This window comes from Agrobacterium sp. 16-172Ci (assembly GCF_053522725.1).
On sequence record NZ_JBNWBW010000032.1, the window covers coordinates 56914 to 72711 of the forward strand.

General features: G+C 52.9%; 16 protein-coding genes, 1 tRNA gene and 1 pseudogene. 11 read left to right on the forward strand and 7 right to left on the reverse strand.

Annotated features, from left to right (window positions below; all coding sequences use genetic code 11):
• The first annotated feature begins 21 nt into the window (after nt 1-21).
• Nucleotides 22-1041, forward strand: a complete 1020-nt coding sequence (locus tag ACQZ40_RS22815; protein WP_078052179.1) for a bile acid:sodium symporter family protein — start codon at nt 22-24, stop codon at nt 1039-1041.
• Nucleotides 1042-1107: 66 nt separating this feature from the next.
• On the opposite strand, the gene hspL is transcribed toward ACQZ40_RS22815, so the two are convergent.
• Entirely contained in the window at nt 1108-1590 is a 483-nt protein-coding gene (hspL, locus tag ACQZ40_RS22820) for a heat shock protein HspL (protein ID WP_065656653.1), read from the reverse strand.
• Nucleotides 1591-1970: 380 nt separating this feature from the next.
• Between hspL and ACQZ40_RS22825 the strand changes: the two genes are divergently transcribed.
• Nucleotides 1971-2912 carry an alpha/beta fold hydrolase gene (locus ACQZ40_RS22825; protein WP_448748699.1) on the forward strand — a complete coding sequence of 314 codons (942 nt, stop codon included), beginning with the start codon at nt 1971-1973 and terminating at the stop codon, nt 2910-2912.
• 21 nt (nt 2913-2933) lie between these two features.
• On the opposite strand, the gene hisN is transcribed toward ACQZ40_RS22825, so the two are convergent.
• On the reverse strand, nt 2934-3710 hold the full coding sequence (gene hisN / locus ACQZ40_RS22830; protein WP_174037119.1) for a histidinol-phosphatase: 777 nt from the start codon (nt 3708-3710) through the stop codon (nt 2934-2936).
• A 319-nt stretch (nt 3711-4029) separates the two neighbouring features.
• Nucleotides 4030-4914, reverse strand: a complete 885-nt coding sequence (locus tag ACQZ40_RS22835) for an N-formylglutamate amidohydrolase (protein ID WP_003519728.1) — start codon at nt 4912-4914, stop codon at nt 4030-4032.
• Nucleotides 4915-5096: 182 nt separating this feature from the next.
• On the opposite strand from ACQZ40_RS22835, the gene cpdR reads away from it, so the two are divergent.
• Both cpdR and ACQZ40_RS22845 read left to right on the forward strand, forming a co-directional pair.
• A complete protein-coding gene (gene cpdR / locus ACQZ40_RS22840) occupies nt 5097-5459 on the forward strand; it encodes a cell cycle two-component system response regulator CpdR (RefSeq protein WP_003497910.1) in 363 nt (120 codons plus the stop codon).
• A gap of 81 nt (nt 5460-5540) precedes the next feature.
• Nucleotides 5541-5615 (forward strand) — tRNA-Val (locus ACQZ40_RS22845).
• 14 nt (nt 5616-5629) lie between these two features.
• On the opposite strand, the gene ACQZ40_RS22850 is transcribed toward ACQZ40_RS22845, so the two are convergent.
• Together ACQZ40_RS22850 and ACQZ40_RS22855 are read right to left on the reverse strand one after the other, a co-directional pair.
• On the reverse strand, nt 5630-6760 hold the full coding sequence (locus ACQZ40_RS22850; RefSeq protein WP_448748700.1) for a tyrosine-type recombinase/integrase: 1131 nt from the start codon (nt 6758-6760) through the stop codon (nt 5630-5632).
• A 205-nt stretch (nt 6761-6965) separates the two neighbouring features.
• Entirely contained in the window at nt 6966-7118 is a 153-nt protein-coding gene (locus ACQZ40_RS22855; protein ID WP_448748701.1) for an Arc family DNA-binding protein, read from the reverse strand.
• Between the two features lie 101 nt (nt 7119-7219).
• Here ACQZ40_RS22855 and ACQZ40_RS22860 point away from each other — a divergent pair, with 101 nt between their 5' ends.
• The gene (locus ACQZ40_RS22860; RefSeq protein WP_448748711.1) at nt 7220-7510 is read left to right on the forward strand and encodes an Arc family DNA-binding protein; all 291 of its coding nucleotides are present in this window, start codon (nt 7220-7222) and stop codon (nt 7508-7510) included.
• Between the two features lie 3 nt (nt 7511-7513).
• On the opposite strand, the gene ACQZ40_RS22865 is transcribed toward ACQZ40_RS22860, so the two are convergent.
• A complete protein-coding gene (locus ACQZ40_RS22865; RefSeq protein WP_448748702.1) occupies nt 7514-8266 on the reverse strand; it encodes a hypothetical protein in 753 nt (250 codons plus the stop codon).
• A 138-nt stretch (nt 8267-8404) separates the two neighbouring features.
• Here ACQZ40_RS22865 and ACQZ40_RS22870 point away from each other — a divergent pair, with 138 nt between their 5' ends.
• From ACQZ40_RS22870 to ACQZ40_RS22895, 6 genes and pseudogenes are all read left to right on the forward strand, one after another.
• A complete protein-coding gene (locus ACQZ40_RS22870) occupies nt 8405-8737 on the forward strand; it encodes a helix-turn-helix domain-containing protein (protein WP_448748703.1) in 333 nt (110 codons plus the stop codon).
• Nucleotides 8738-8900: 163 nt separating this feature from the next.
• Nucleotides 8901-9343, forward strand: a pseudogene (locus ACQZ40_RS22875) (transposase domain-containing protein); the annotation flags it as partial.
• Nucleotides 9344-9618: 275 nt separating this feature from the next.
• Nucleotides 9619-10116: a hypothetical protein gene (locus tag ACQZ40_RS22880; protein WP_448748704.1), complete on the forward strand. Its 498-nt coding sequence runs from the start codon at nt 9619-9621 to the stop codon at nt 10114-10116.
• Nucleotides 10109-11251: an AAA family ATPase gene (locus tag ACQZ40_RS22885; protein WP_448748705.1), complete on the forward strand. Its 1143-nt coding sequence runs from the start codon at nt 10109-10111 to the stop codon at nt 11249-11251. The genes ACQZ40_RS22880 and ACQZ40_RS22885 overlap by 8 nt, the downstream gene beginning before the upstream one ends.
• Nucleotides 11252-12101: 850 nt before the next feature.
• Nucleotides 12102-13013 carry a hypothetical protein gene (locus ACQZ40_RS22890; protein ID WP_448748706.1) on the forward strand — a complete coding sequence of 304 codons (912 nt, stop codon included), beginning with the start codon at nt 12102-12104 and terminating at the stop codon, nt 13011-13013.
• Complete coding sequence (locus tag ACQZ40_RS22895) at nt 13014-14408, forward strand: pentapeptide repeat-containing protein (RefSeq protein ID WP_448748707.1); 1395 nt, start codon at nt 13014-13016, stop codon at nt 14406-14408.
• Between the two features lie 931 nt (nt 14409-15339).
• Here ACQZ40_RS22895 and ACQZ40_RS22900 read toward each other — a convergent pair.
• On the reverse strand, nt 15340-15798 hold a 459-nt coding region (locus ACQZ40_RS22900; RefSeq protein WP_448748708.1), incomplete at its 5' end, for a transposase.

The window sequence follows — 15798 nt, forward strand, 5'->3', positions numbered from 1 at the left end:
CCGATGCCGGAAAGATCTCCCATGACCCGCTTCCTACCTGATCGCTTCACCATGATGCTGGTGGCCACCGTGATTTTGGCCTCCATTTTGCCGATCAGCGGTGAGCCGGCAGAGTATTTCGGGCTGGCGACAAAACTGGCGATCGCTTTGTTGTTCTTCCTCCACGGCGCGCGGCTTTCCCGGGATGTGGTGATTGCCGGTATCCTGCACTGGCGCCTGCATCTGGCGATCCTTCTCGTGACCTTCGGCCTGTTCCCGCTGCTCGGCGTGGCAATCGGCTTCATTCCCGAGAATATTCTGCCTGCGCCGCTTTATATGGGCGTGTTGTTCCTCTGCGTCCTGCCATCCACCGTGCAGTCTTCCATTGCCTTCACCTCCATGGCGGGCGGAAACGTGCCGGCTGCGATCTGTTCGGCCTCCGCTTCGAATATTTTCGGCATGTTCCTGACCCCGCTGCTGGTCGGTCTGCTGTTTACGGTGGGGGGCCATGGCGGTGGATTTTCGCTGGATGCGTTCCTGCAGATCTTCCTGCAGCTGCTTTTGCCCTTCATCGTCGGTCAGGTGCTGCAGCCGTGGATCGGCGACTGGATCAGGGCGCGCAAGAAACTGCTGGCTCCGGTCGATCGCGGCTCCATCTTGATGGTCGTTTATCTCGCTTTTTCCGATGCGGTCATCGAAGGCATCTGGCACACGTTTTCGCTCAGGGATATCGGTGTGGTCATCGTCATCAATATCCTGCTGCTGGCGCTTGTCCTGTGTGTGACGATGTTCGGCAGCCGTTTGCTGGGTTTCGATAAGGCCGATGAAATCACCATCACCTTCTGCGGCTCGAAAAAGAGCCTCGCCAGTGGCGTGCCCATGGCGGGCGCGATTTTCGCCGGCCAAAGCATTGGTGCAATCGTCCTGCCGATTATGCTTTTCCACCAGATCCAGCTGATGGTCTGCGCGGTGCTGGCCCAACGTTATGCCAGAAAGGCCCATGAAAAAGCGGCCATATCGGAAGCCGCTGCCGCCGAAGGTGCGGTAGTCTCCACCCGCTGAAGAACGAATTTTCATCAAACAAAAACGGCCCCTTTACGGGGCCGTTCGTTCGAGGTCCGGATCGGTTTAGTTGACCTGAGCCGGCGAAATCTGGGCTTCGATGGTCTTCGGCGCATCGGCGCTGTCGGACGAGATCGCAATGCGGCGCGGTTTCATGGCTTCGGGAATATTGCGGACGAGATCGATGTGGAGCAGGCCGTTCTTCAGGGAAGCGGTCTGGACCTCGACATGGTCGGCAAGCTGGAAGCGGCGCTCGAAAGCGCGGGTGGCAATGCCGCGATACAGGAACTCACCTTCGGATGACTTCTCATCTGCGGCCTTCTCGGCCTTCACCGTCAGCGTATTCGCACGGGATTCGATGCTGAGTTCAGTTTCATCGAAACCGGCAACGGCCATGGTGATGCGATAGGTGTTTTCGCCGGTCCGCTCGATATTGTAGGGCGGATAGGACTGGGCCTGTTCAGGCTGGCCGAGGCCGTCAAGCATCGAAAAAAGACGGTCGAAGCCGACGGTGGAACGATAGAGGGGGGAAAAATCAACGTGACGCATGGTGTCCTCCTTAAGAAGCGACTGTTTGCGGTTAAGCCCGGCGTCCCGTTCTGGCAACGGCCGGACATGTGGCGCGGTCCCGTTCTGGCGACCGCATGAATGAGATGGGAATGGCCTGCCGCTGCGTCAAGGGGGGCGTGAAAAGGCGAAAGAAACATGAACCATGGCTGAACGTCAGGTTCCGGCATCGTTCAGTTTGAGAGCCATAAAACATCGGTCATCGGAGACATTCTCCGTGGACAGAAGCAATAACGTCCCTTCTTCTTCTGTCTTATTCGCCGGAACCGCGACTGCTTTAACCGACGGTTCCGGCAATTTTTTCTTTGACCTTCCCGCGCCGCCGACCTATCCCGAAAAGGCAGAAAAGCCGGAAAAGACCGATGATCGAAGCCACATTGCGCGCCAGCGAAGACAACCCGGTTCCCGGCAACCATACCGTCGGTTATTTTACCGGCGATCGCGGCAAACAGCTTCGCTATGCGATCTTTCGCGCCAGCCGCCAGGTGGCTCGCGGAACCGTGGTTCTGCTGCATGGCAGGAACGAATGTATCGAGAAATATTTCGAAACGGTCGGCGATCTCACCGCCATGGGTTTCTGGGTTGCGACCTTCGATACGCGCGGGCAGGGCGGTTCAGAAAGATTGCTGAAAAAACCGGGTGCCGGGCATGTGCGGCGGTTCTCCGACTATCAGCGTGATATCGGCCTTTTTCTCGAACAGGTGGTGTTGCCGGATACGCGGCTGCCATTCTTCATGATCGCGCATTCCACCGGCGCGCTTGCAGCGCTTGCCGCCGCACCCGGCCTGTCGAACCGGATCGACCGTCTGGCGCTTTGTTCGCCTTTCATCGAGCTGGACAGCCAGCAATCCGTCCCCTCATCCGTCATTCGGGTGGTGGCGACGGTTCTAAGTCTCGTTGGTCTTGGACGGGTTCAGCTCGGCAAGGATCAGCGGGAGCGAGATTTCGACGGTAATCCGCTCACCTCGGACGCCAGACGTTTTAGAAGAAATCTTTCGCTGCACAGGCAGTTTCCGGAACTTTTCATCGGTGCGCCGACGGCGCGCTGGGTCTATGAGGCGCTGAAGACCATGGGACGGGTGGTCCGTCAGGACCATCTGACGAATATCACCATTCCGACCCTTATTCTGGCGCCGATGCTGGATACCATCACGCCCTATAAGGCGCAGGAGGAACTCTCACGCAATTTCCGGGCAGCGCAGCTTCTTCCGATCACCGGTGCGCGCCACGAACTGCTGCATGAGCGTGACGTTTTCCGCAAACAGGCGCTGGCGGCCATCGACGCGTTTTTCGCGCCGGAATGATGGCCGCTTAAGCGGGGTGCCTCAGAGTTTTGAGAGAATGGCGAGCGCCTGTTCGTGCACCGCCTTTGAGCCGGCGGCGAGAATGCGGCCGCCATTTTCCGGACGTCCGCCATCCCAGGTCGTCATGATGCCGCCGGCCTGTTCGATGACAGGGATCAGCGCGCCGACATCATAGGGCTTCAGGCCGGATTCGATCACCAGATCGACGTGGCCGGCTGCAAGCAGGCAATAGGCGTAACAATCCACGCCGTAGCGGAAAAGGCGGACCTGATCCTGTACCTTTTCATAGAAGGGCTTTTCTTCCGCAGTGAAGATATGCGGGGTAGTGGTGAACAGCACCGCATCCGACAAAGACGCGCAATCACGCGTCCGGATTTTCTTTTCGCCGTCGGGCCCGAAATACCAGGCTGTCTCGCCATCGGCGAAATAGCGCTCTTTCGTGAAAGGCTGGTCCATGATGCCCATGGAGGCGCGGCCGGCTGACTGGAAGCCGATCAGCGTGCCCCAGACCGGCACGCCGGAAATGAAGGCGCGGGTGCCATCGATCGGGTCGATGACCCAGATATGCTCGCGGTCGAGACCGATATTGCCGTGTTCTTCGCCCAGAATGCCGTGCTGCGGAAAACGGGCCTCGATCAGGGCGCGAATGGCTGTTTCTGCTGCCTGATCGCCTTCCGTCACCGGATCGTAGCCGCCATCCTCTTTGTTGGCGACGGCAATGCCCGTGCGGAATCGGGGAAGCGTTTCTGCGCTGGCGGCATCGGCAAGTTTGAAGAAGAAATCCCGGTCGGGCAGCATGCGAAACCTCATTGCCTGAAAATTGGGTCTGAATTCTATGCGGCAATGCATAGACCGGAATCGCATCCGCCGTCCACTCATACGAATGAAGGCGCCGGTGTTTCCATATTTTCAGCATAAGCCTAAAAAATATGCATAAAATAAAATGATTGACAATTGTGCAATTACTGCGTAGCGTGATCCTACAGTCTTTGACTGTAAATACCCTCCTTGGGTGTTTCCTCCCTAGACTTGACCGCGCCAAGGCGCGGTTTTTTTTGTCCGGCGGGCCGCCAGACCGTCCGGGATAAAAGATTGAAATAGCGGATGATTCGAGCTGCTATTCGGCAGCGAGCGACGTTTCTATCGCGTATTCGGAAACGAAGGCGCCGAGCTGGCGCATGAAGATTTCAAGCGACGCCTGAATGGCGGGAAAATCGGCTTTTTTCAAAAGCGTCTTTTCATCCACGTAAAGCGCCCGGTTGACTTCGATCTGCAGCGCATGGAGAGAGCGGATGGGCCGGCCATAATGTTCGGTGATGAAGCCGCCGGCATAGGGTTTGTTGCAGACAGCGACGAAACCCAGTTCTTCAAGAAAATGCAGCGCGGCGCGGGAGACTTCCTGGGATGCGCTGGTGCCGTAGCGATCACCGATGATTACATCCGGCCTCAGATTCGAGCCGGCAACGCGGATATTGCCCGGCATGGAATGGCAGTCGATCAGTACCGCCATTCCGAAATTGGCGTGGGTGCGAGACAGCAGGCGGCGCAGGCAGGCATGATAGGGCTTGTAGATCGTCTCGATCCGCGAAAGCGCCTCGTCGACCGGCAGGCGGTGGGCATAAATATCCATATTCTCGGCGACGATGCGCGGCACCGTTCCCAGGCCACCTGCGACCCGCATGGAGCCGATATTGGCATAAGGCGGAAGCGTGCCTTCGAACATGCGGGGATCGAGCTCGTAGGGCTCGCGATTGACGTCCAGATAGGCGCGCGGGAAATTCGCTTTGAGAAGCGGCGCGCCGATCTCCGGTGCCGCCGCGAACAGCTCGTCGACGAAATGATCTTCGGAGCGGCGAATCTCGTGCGAATCGAGCCTTGCCGATTCCAGGAAGGAGATGGGGTAGCAGCGGCCGCTATGGGGGGAATTATAGACGAATGGCAGGGTTTGAACGGCAGGTTCCGTTACTTCAAACAGCTCATATTCACCCGTTATCCAGTCCATTCAGGGTCATTTACCATGTCGCAAAACTATCAGGATGTTCATGTTGCCAGTTACGGCGCGGCAAGTCCATACTATCGCCCAATCAGCGCTATACCGATTCACGCGTTCACAGGATATTTACCGTGAAAATCCTATAATCGGGCTAGGGTATTCCAAACATTGAGTAGTTACGGTCACTTATGATGAATCAGAAAATTCTTCTCGCTGAAGACGACAACGATATGCGCCGCTTCCTCGTCAAGGCGCTGGAAAAAGCCGGTTACAAGGTTTCTTCCTTCGACAATGGCGCCAGCGCCTATGACCGGCTTCGCGAAGAGCCCTTTTCGCTTCTGCTGACCGATATCGTCATGCCCGAAATGGACGGCATCGAGCTTGCGCGGCGCGCGACCGAACTCGACCCGGACCTGAAAGTCATGTTCATTACCGGCTTTGCAGCCGTTGCGCTGAATGCCGATTCGAAGGCTCCGAAGGACGCCAAGGTGCTTTCCAAGCCGTTCCATCTGCGCGATCTGGTGGATGAGGTCAACAAACTCCTTGTGGCGTAAGGCCTCTCAAAAAACCTTCACAAAACCGAAAAAAAGCAGTTGACGCATGAACCGGTTTTGTGGTCTATCCGCCGCCACGGAGGGCGTGTAGCTCAGCGGGAGAGCACTACGTTGACATCGTAGGGGTCACAGGTTCAATCCCTGTCACGCCCACCATCCGAATTTTGATATCATTGAGAAATCCCCTTCTGGGGATTTTTCATTTTTAGCGACTGACACGCTTCTGACACGTGAACTAGCCTTGGTACAGTGTAGGTCAAGCCGAGCGTCTCAAAATATGCGTCTATGGCCATTCGTCCTGCGCTCATGTAGTCCGGCGCGTAGTGCGCATACTTCTCCGTCGTGCTTGGTCTACGGTGCCCAAGAAGCCCCTCAATTTCCCAAGCCGACACGCCACGACGGCGTAGTTCAGTAGCCATCGTGTGGCGCAGGCTATACGGCGTAATTTCTTTTGATAGACCTGCATCTAATACGGTGGAGGCAAAGGTCTTTTTTACGCTTGCTATAGGTTTGCTGTTCCAAAGAACGAATGCGGGGATATCTGTCTGCTGGAGGAAGGGTGATAGCGTATTCGTGATAGGGACGATTGGACGGTATTTTTTCGTCTGTTTTCTGCCCTTTGGGTTGAGATTGATCCACCGGTCAGAAAGGTCTACCTGCGACGGAGAAAGCTGGAGGGCGGCTTCCGGTCGAGCCATGGTGTTCAGTGCTATCATGCAATAGATGAACATATGAGGGCGCTCCTGCGCCTTAGTTAGTAGCCGTCTCATCTCCGCGAGCTTGATTAGATAGGGTTCTTTTTCGTCAGACCTGTCTGGCTCGTCGTAGATAAAGGGCACCGAGCTAATTTCGCCGTTCTTCCATGAGAAGCGAACAGCGGACCGTCCGACGGACATTGTCCGGGATACGTAGCTATTCTTGTAGCCTTTTGCCTTTAGCCAGAGAATGAACTCTTTCTGTTTTGGTGGCGTGAGGTCAGCAACCGTTGAGGCTCCCCAGAATTCGGTCCAGAGCGATAAAGCGTATTTTGCTTGGTCTGCCGATGCAATGTTCTTCGCATGGTGTTCCCAATACCGGTAGAAAACGAGGCCTAGTGGCATGTCCGCAGCCCTTTGATCCTTAGGTATTGTCTCCTTCAGGGCGTACTCTGCTAGGAGCTTTTTTGCTTCATGAAAGTCTTTTGTGCCAAGAGATGCGCGGCGTGTTTGTCCAGTGTCAGCATCGTACCAGGTGGCTTTGTAGACGGGGCTATTGTGCTGTGAGAGCCAATATTTGCCGAGTTGATACCGTTCGTTTTGCATTGTTCTAAGCCCTTCAAAAATTCATCAATATGCCGGTCGGTGTAGTAGGCGGAGCGACCTATCTGGTAGCAGCCGATTTCGCCCCGCTTTCGAATCCTACGGAGTGTGTGGATGGACTTGTGTATGCGTTCGGCTGCCTGCGTCTCGGTGAGGAGATGAGCTGAACCGGGTTCTGTAGACGCGCGGGATCGAGGAAGTTTCAGCATTATGCTTCTTCCTCCGCTCTAGCGCTTCTCGCAGTTTTTATAATTTGGATGATCTCGGCGTTTAGGCTTCGCCCGTTTTTGCCAGCTTGATCAGAAAGCCAAGCTTTCAGTTCGAGAGGGAGCCGAACGTTGAATGCAGAAAACAACTTCATATTACACCTTTATGGTTCAGGACCATTATGGTGTACACAGATTTCGGATTGTGGTCTAGACCATTATGATCCATACCGGTGCGATGATTAGCTATACGCAGATGAAAATTCGCCTGTCCCAGGCCCTAAAAGATCAGATCGAGAAGAGTGCTACAGAGTCGAACCGTTCGCTAAACTCTGAGATAATTTCTCGCCTTGAGGCGTCCTTTCCCAATGTTGACTTTGGAGAAGGGCAGTCGAGACGCGCTCCAAGGCGCGATCACACGGAGATTGAGCTCGAAAATTTGCGCGCCGGACTTCGTGCTGAGGAAGCGCGTGGAACTGATCTAGAGCGACGGCTTAAAGAAGTTATGTTTAGACTTGATAAGCTGGAGCGCGGCGAGCGTAGCTAGTTCCTACGAACTCGCCCGTAATTTGGAAAGGGCATCTTCAAGCCCACCGGTGTCGAAAATCAGCGTTTCGACATGTCCGCAGTCGTCTTCATATCTGAATCTAATTTCATCTGCGCCGACGATGGAGTTCAGCAATTTGTCGGATCGAGTACCTGGTTCTATTATCAGTCGTCGCTTGTCTCTAGAAACGTCCCAACGCATTTGCATCGGTTGGGAGACGAGGCCGCCTCTTAGCGAGATGAAATCGATGACAAGCCAATCTCCGCGAATCGTGCAGATGTAGCTTCCTGGATGAATTACAAATGCTGTATTCTCCTGAAAATCTTGTCGTCTTTTGTCTGGCTTCCCTATGTATAGAGATTGCCCTTGGTCGTTTTCAACGCGAGCAAAATCTACATTTAATCCCGTGAAAGCGTCCTGCTCCACGATGTAACGAAACGCTGGAACCATGATGTCGGAACGTGAATGCACTACATCTGCGTTTGCCGACGCCGGAATATGGTAGTTACGTGAGCGCAAAGACGACCAGACTGTGCAAACAGTGAACAGTACTATCAGTGATACCGCGATCAGGAGCGGCCATGTCGCCGGAGAATTTTTCGTTGTTCTTGTCACTCTGGACACGTCAGCTTCGCCGTTTTCTATTGATTTGAGTTGATCCAATAATTTCTCAGAAAATCGAACGCCGGGACGCTCGTTGTTTTTTGACGTGCTGGGTCCGCCAACGGTAAGTGGTTCCGGCTTTTTTTCAGCCATTCTTGTCCCCGAGCAGCATGTCATCTCAAATTGATGATAGCATGCTTCCTTTTAAATGCAATTAATTGCAAATACGTAATTTCAATCCATAACGCGAAACCTTTTTGCCGTTTTACATCTCCTCTTGGAGACGTAATCATGGACCTTCGTTCTACATTTGGGTCATGCGTTAAGGCGCATAGGCACAGGCTAAAGCTCACGCAGCAACAGCTGGCCGATCAGACGGGCATGTCTATCGATACGGTAGCGAAAATTGAAAGCGGAGCAATCGGGGCGAGTTTCGCAACAATCGAGAGGTTCATGAGGTTTTTTGCCGTGGATGCTGCGAGTTTGTTTCGGATTGATGAGACCGACCCTCGGTTTAATCCGCAGCTTAACACTGTTGTAAACAAGCTGGCGGCGCTCTCAGAGGGTGATCTGATTTGGCTATCAGCAATCGTTGACGCCGCGTTGACGCCCCGCCCCCGGTAGCTACTATCTGTTTAGCCGCTAGTGGGGAACAAAGTATCGTCCGATGTCTCGCGCGCATACTTGACCCATCGCGCCCGTGAGAAATTTCTTTGGGCATTGGACGTCCAGCTATGTTTTACGAGGTTTCGACCAAGTGTATTGGCGATGCCTTCTCGAGTTTTCAATAAGTTGCCTCTACGCTCCCGGCCGCTGGAGCATTCATGCCGAATGGATACCGCAGGGCCTCTCTGGTATTCTGCAGGCCGATGGAGATGCCGGAAACATGAGGCTGTTCGCGCCAGACTGCGATGGTCGGGATATTCGGCTCGCTTATTGCTGAGCGCATGCCCGCCGGACTCTGATGGAGAGAACTGGGCCGCCATCGCCTCGTTGATCGAGACCTCTAAACTCAATGTCGATCCTCTGACCTATCCGACCAGCACGCTCACCGCCATCGTTAACGGCAATAAGCAGAGCCGTATTGATGAGCTTTTGTTCAGTACGATCAAGCGGCTGAAGTCTGCTGTGAGCCCCGAGCGATCATTGTTGGCACGAAGGACCACTTTCGCGCCTCCAACTCGGGCATGCAGCTGGCTAGTCTATTTACCGAAAGCGGTCATTGATTGAGATGCGCCTTGGTTACGAATGTATCGAATGGCTGGACACATCAGCGGCCCAAAATCTTTGAATATTGCAAATCCCACGTCCGGTCACGCGACTCCAACATATTTTAATTCTCCGAGTTCAACCGATTTTGATGATCTCTTGCCAGATGTATCTGTATCAGGAGTCAGAGCTACCTCAGGGAGCAGAAAGAAGTTGCATTTTCTTTTCTCAGCTGGTGTAGGTAGAAAAAATTGATACTGCGTCGGGAACAATATGCGACAATTGGACGGTTTTTGATGGAGGGGAAGGTTTTAGGACAGCCAGGAGACCTTTCGCTCGAGCGTGTTTTCGAAATTCTCCAAGCGATATTCTCGGCAATTGTTTTGACAGCAATCGCTGTAATAATCAGCGGGAAACTGGTAGCAGCGACCACCATCCGCTCTGACAAGGAAGATGATTTTTTCACCATCAATCTAGTCTTTTTCCGCATCCGAGCAACTGGCGATGAAGTAATGTGGGGGTTTACAGTTTTCATTTTCACGATGGGTTTGACGGTCACGTTAGGTGGTCAACCAGCCTATCATTTTTTCAGATTGAACACGGGCTTGGATATCGGCCACTGGAGTTCCCTTTGCGCGATTGCCGCTTTTTTCAGCGTGGTAGCTTCTGTGTTGCTTTGGATAGTCGTACCATTTCTTAGATCAACTCCCGTTATTTCGGTTGAGGACAGAGAGGCCCAAATAAATAAGCTAAATGCGCAACGCTCAGCCGACATGGATCAGGGCAATGACTGAAGACAAGCCTAGGCAAAAAATCGGAAAATCTATTGCTGTTGTGAGTGGCAAAGGGGGTAGCGGCAAAACTCTTTTAGCAACCGCTATGGGAGTTGAGTTGGCGGAAAGCGGGCATTCTGTCGTGCTTGTAGACGCTGATCTAGGAACTGCTGGCCTAAGTTACTACCTCGGCTTCAGCGCTTTCTCTGGTGCGAGAGGAGGCGTAGCCGACATCGTGGCAAATGAAGATTGGAGTTCAGATATCCAATTGTCATACCCCACAAGCGAGACAGAGCGATACTTGAGAAAAGATAACATAGGGAGCTTGACGCTGCTTCCCATAGGCGATCATCGAAGGTCTCTGCGCGCCAACGATGAGTTCTCAGGCGAATTCGGAAACCTCTCGCGTGCGATAAATATACTACGCACCGAAAATGAGGTGGTCATCATAGATTGTAGAGGCGGCGTTGACCGTCAATCTCTTGAGGTCTGTTCGATAGTTGACGAAATCGTTATGGTTGTTGAAACTGACGCCGCATCGATTAAGGCGTCTCAACACCTCACTGACACATTATCCGATCACGGTCTCTCATCGAAAGTTGCCGGTTTTTTTCTAAATAAGGTGATGGACGATCCTAGGCCTCTAGCTAACGCAGGGCGATCCTTTTTCTCAGCGCCGTATCTAGCCTCTGTTCCATTCGAGCTAGAAACTACGCGAGACTTTATCAGAGGTTTTCTGCCAAGACCTGGGTCACTATTTCGCAAGCAAGCAAACCTTGGGCTGCACAAATTACTGCCCACGCTGGATCTGGTTCGGTATTCAAACTATATGACCGACCAAGAATTTACGGTGTTGTCTACGGAGCCTCCGGAAATGAAGGTGGGGCGAACATTTGTCGGCATACTGACAGCTGTCACAGTCGTATTCTACATTAGTTACTGGGGATTTGGAAATTTCGGGGGCGTCAACAATTCTGCTCTTTCCGAAGCCGAGCAAGCTATTGTCAGAAGCACAATTTTTATAATTTTGTCATTGATGACAATTTTCGCATTGTCGGCGACCTTACTCGGAGCATTGGGGCGGTTTGTCCGGTTTTACATTCAGGTGTTTGACAGAGTGCTCCAAATATACGCGCGGCTATTTCGCTTTCGTTAGTACGGCAAATCTGAGATTTTGTGCTCGCCGCCAAAGGCAAAGCCAATGGGCCAGAATGTGGCATCGTAGTAGGGCGATGGATGGCTATGTTAGGTCGGAATCCCGGATTGAGCTAGCTTTATACAAACGACTTGATCTGCCATTCGAACAGCCAACCATGATTAAGAGACAGTGTAACTTCACGGCTGCATCGACGGACAAAACTGGAGTGCTCACTGTTTTGCGCCCCTCTTTGCAATAGCATACGAGCGATCTCTGAGCTCGCTGATTCGTCGAACCGAACTACTTGTGCCGGAGTTCCCTGCACCAACGGCCTCGTGCTTATGACCGTAAGCGGTGCTCTCCTCGCACATTGACCAAGGTCGATAGGGCTTTCCAAAAGCTATCGCTGCAACACTGATGGCAAGAATGCACCAAGAGAAGACATTTGCGTGGCGGCGAAGCTGAGTTTGCCTATTCCCATGATCACACATGCGCTTACGCTGACCTTGGTTGAGATTGCACCGCAACAACCCACTGTGCAAAGATAGCTCTCCATAGGCCGAAGCCGCCCTAGTGAATGTTTCCGCTGTAGACCGCTGCAGCCATCACGTGAATGCACGCCGATGCCAGGTAGCATGACCACAACCAGTGGTGATGCGATCTGGCGAAAAACATGGCGACGAGATATGTTACTGCTTGCATCATATAAACGAAGAAGATTGGCGATAACGAGATGAAAGCAGTCACTTGATTTGGTAGATTGTAGAAGAATTCGTTCATTGTGTTGCTCCTTGCTGAGGTCTGCAAGTTACAACGACACACGGTGTAAATGGCGCGCAGTAGCGCATAAAGGTGATGGGCAATCGCAATGAATCGCAAAGGTGATTTACAGTCAAAGCGAAAGCTGGCGAACTTGATCGAGAACTGCATGGCGGGAGGGCAGCGTTCGGACGGTATACATCGGACCGCTCCTAAAAGATGGACGAACAGTGAACTTGGAAGTTTTCTTGGTCAGGGTGAGTCTACCGTCCGCGCCTGGAAGAACTATGACAATCCCGTCACACCAGACGACATCGAAGGAATCCTCAACCAGTTTTACGGTGATCTCCCGAAGTTTGCTGTCAAGCGTACGGAAATGTTCGATGTCTGGCTTGCAGCAAAAGGAATGACGCCAATCAACATCGATGATCTCGAAGATAGGTATCGAGAAGAGCCCATAGCGAGATGGAAAGTCTCCCCTCTTGAGCAGACAGAGGGACTGGCTGAGTTGCGGCTTCATCAGCCGCGAGTTTCAAACGATGGCACTTCGTTCTATCTGGACGCCACTTTACGACTGGATCGTGCCGAGTACGATTACCAGAGTCGGACAGTATTCATCGCGTTGCGCAGCGCGACCCTGGTAATTGACTCTTCGAGCCACCAAGCCGCGAAAGGGTCTCTGATCGGGGAGCGGTCCAGGTTAGATGACGTCAACGTAAAGCCACACGGCGTGGAATTCGCAGCTAAGGAGGGCGAGTATCTCTCTGGAGACGTCCTGCAGGGCGAATACGTCGCGTCGATGGAGAGCACGGGTATCGAAGGCTCAGAGCGGGTAGTAGTCTCACTCCATGCTGGCCGTCAGGCATTCTTTGTCGAAGCAACCTCTGTTGATTCTGAAGATCGTACGACCGTGGCTACTTCCGCCGAAAAGGGCGCGATACTCGATGCCCTGATACATAGTACACGCAAAAAAGATCGTCTGGGTCGTACGATCCTCGCTCGAAGCAGGCTGCGGAAATAGATGAGATACTTAGACTTCGATGAGCCTACGCTATCGAGAATTTTAAGCGTTATTGACGCTTCAACTAACGATTTTGCAGACCTCGCCCTTCTTGCTGGGCTGAAGCCGTCTCGTGATTTCATAAGAAGCGACCTCAAAAATCTCGACTTCGGAGAGAGCGATCTTTCCAAATTCACCTTTACTGGAGCCGACGTCCGAGGGGCCGATTTCTCGCGCTCGACCGGATTGCGCATTTCTGCCCTAGTCGACATAAAGAAAGACGAGACGACGCGGTGGCCGAAACATTTGGTGCAGGCACTTTCTCGGCAAAACAACGAAGGATCGGACTTCGCTGTTTTGGAAACTCGCTCCTACGATGAGATTTACCGGATCGAGAGCGAGAAAGTTCGAAAATCCGCACTTCAGGCGCTTGACGAGTATTTCTTCGCAAAGGAGTTGATCGGTAGGGCATCATCAGATGAACGGGCGCGGGCGGGACGCCTCCTCTTTGCACTATCTGCATCCATAGATAAACATGCCGTCGAGCCTTTAACCCGACTGGTAAATCGACTTTTTCTTCGGGAGATTTGGGAGAGGTTCGTTCGCTACAACATCTCGCTATTGCCAAACATAGGCCGACCTAAAACTCCGATGCAATTCATTGCGCAGTTGGAAGCTCAGAGTGTCCACTCAAGAATAGCCTCCCTTGGAAGCATCTTTTCACAATTCGTTATTACATCGCACCCCACAGCAAACGCATTGCGGACAGGGCTATTGCTCTGTGCGTCGATCGAGGAACGTACCGCTGAAGGCTCATTGTTTTTTAGTTGGTGTGGTAGAAAAATTGAGATCGTTCCCGAGCTGCAGTCAATAGGAATGTTCCATGGGGATGTTTTCGCCGACCCGCCGAAACTATTTTCGATACGTGCCAATGGAATGGGGAGCGCTCGAGGGGCGGAATTCATCACGTCCTGCCTTTCTATGATATTTCCGACGAAGTCCGATGATGATTGGCAGCTCTTTTTGGGAGCCAGCAATAGTTGGCTGGTAATCATGGCTTCCGCTGAGCACCGTGCAAAGCTTTTGGCAAACCGCGGCGTGTACTTGGCCCAAATTCGAGATTTACTGGGCCTTCGCCGCATTACAGTGGTGCTGAAATGCGAGGATGAGGGTGAAGCGATTAAGGAATTCTGCAATGCGTCGTGGCGCGGTTTAACGTCATCGTTTGGCAATGGGACCACAACTCTGAACTGCGTCGATCCTATTGTCGATCAGCGCAAGCTTCGATCATTCACTTCAATGTTTACAAAAGTGTTCCCGACGATGAACCTAATATTTAATTATCGTATAGGCAGCGAGGATGAGGTGTTCACCTACAAACGGCCTTTGCAAGCTTTGACTGAGGCCTATGTTTGAGCCGTCAAGCTGGACGGATGGCTCTCAAACGAGAAATTCGTGTGCGGGTCCTTACGCCTCGCTTTCGAAGCTCGCACGATGCCGCAGCTCGGTCCAATCGGCATGATGGGATGTTTGGGCCTTCATTGTGAAGCGCTCTTTTCCCAGAGAGGCCCCGTTTGCCTGCCTCGAACCAAACAAATGGCAGGCGGACGCTTCCAAAACCACAGCCGCCAACACTAAGGGACAACCTTGCCATGTTCTATCATTGAAAGCCTTTAGGCGGTGCTCTGTCCGTTTGATAGAGATCACTACACTTGGGAGAAAAGGTAAGCGATGCGCTGATCCCACCTTGGCTGGATAAAACCGAATTGGTGTATCAAGCTTCAATCACGGAAGAGGGCTACGGCCGGATGGCGCCACCAGGAGACATAGCTCTACGTTTCTAATGTGGTCATGTTTCGAGGTATTTCGGACGTTCAATGTGGCACCCAGGCCGCTTAAAATCTGCTATTTAATGGTCGTGATCAAAGGCCCCGGAACGGATGGCGCGTAGGGATTATATGGCGAAATATTGGAAGTACGCTGTTGTAATTGCTCTGATGGTTGGAGTGCCTTTGGTCGGGTACAAACTATACATAAGGAGCCACCACCTTAGTTTCGTTCCAGAGGCGTTGAGTGTCTCCAATGTTCTATATGTTTCGAAGCAATCGTGGGGCTTTGGCCCGGGCGGAAACGAGACCGGGCTACTGGCATTCCAATTGCCCACCTCAGTTGCGCAGCAGCTAAAGACACGCGGAACAGATTATCTGGAGAATATGCCGCAGAATGCTCGACAAGGGTGGCAGGGGAGATACACCGACTGGCACAAAACCCCACTTATGATGGATGACGGTTGAGGTTCGTCGTCTTAGGAAGGCCGGAAGTATTGGACCTCCCCGGGCATTGGCGACTACCTGAATAAGTACGGCTTTCCCGTCCCCCTAGAGAAAGAGTGGGAAGACATGGTGATCCGGGCGGCGGATGCCCCTTCCTCAAGGCGGATGATAACAGAACCGACGACAATCTCGGGGCGGTTAACCGTTTTAGGCGGGGGTTCCGAAACTGGCGGATCGACGAATACCGCTGCGAACTCTGCCGCATCCTCCGGTGCGGGCAGGACCAGCTTGCCCTGCCGAGCCATTGTCCGCCAGGTGGAAAGGTTGTTGGCTCGTAATCCATAGCGCTGCGCAACTTCATTGACCGTCATACCAGGCCGCAAGCTTTCCGAAACGATCTTCGCTTTGACCTCGTCCGGCCATTGACGACGAACCGTAACCCTCCGCCGAAGGCCGTCTGCCGTGATTTGCTGATTAGCTTTAAGTCTATACCTTATGTCATGCGCTACAGTCATTTCCCCCATTGAGGTTTT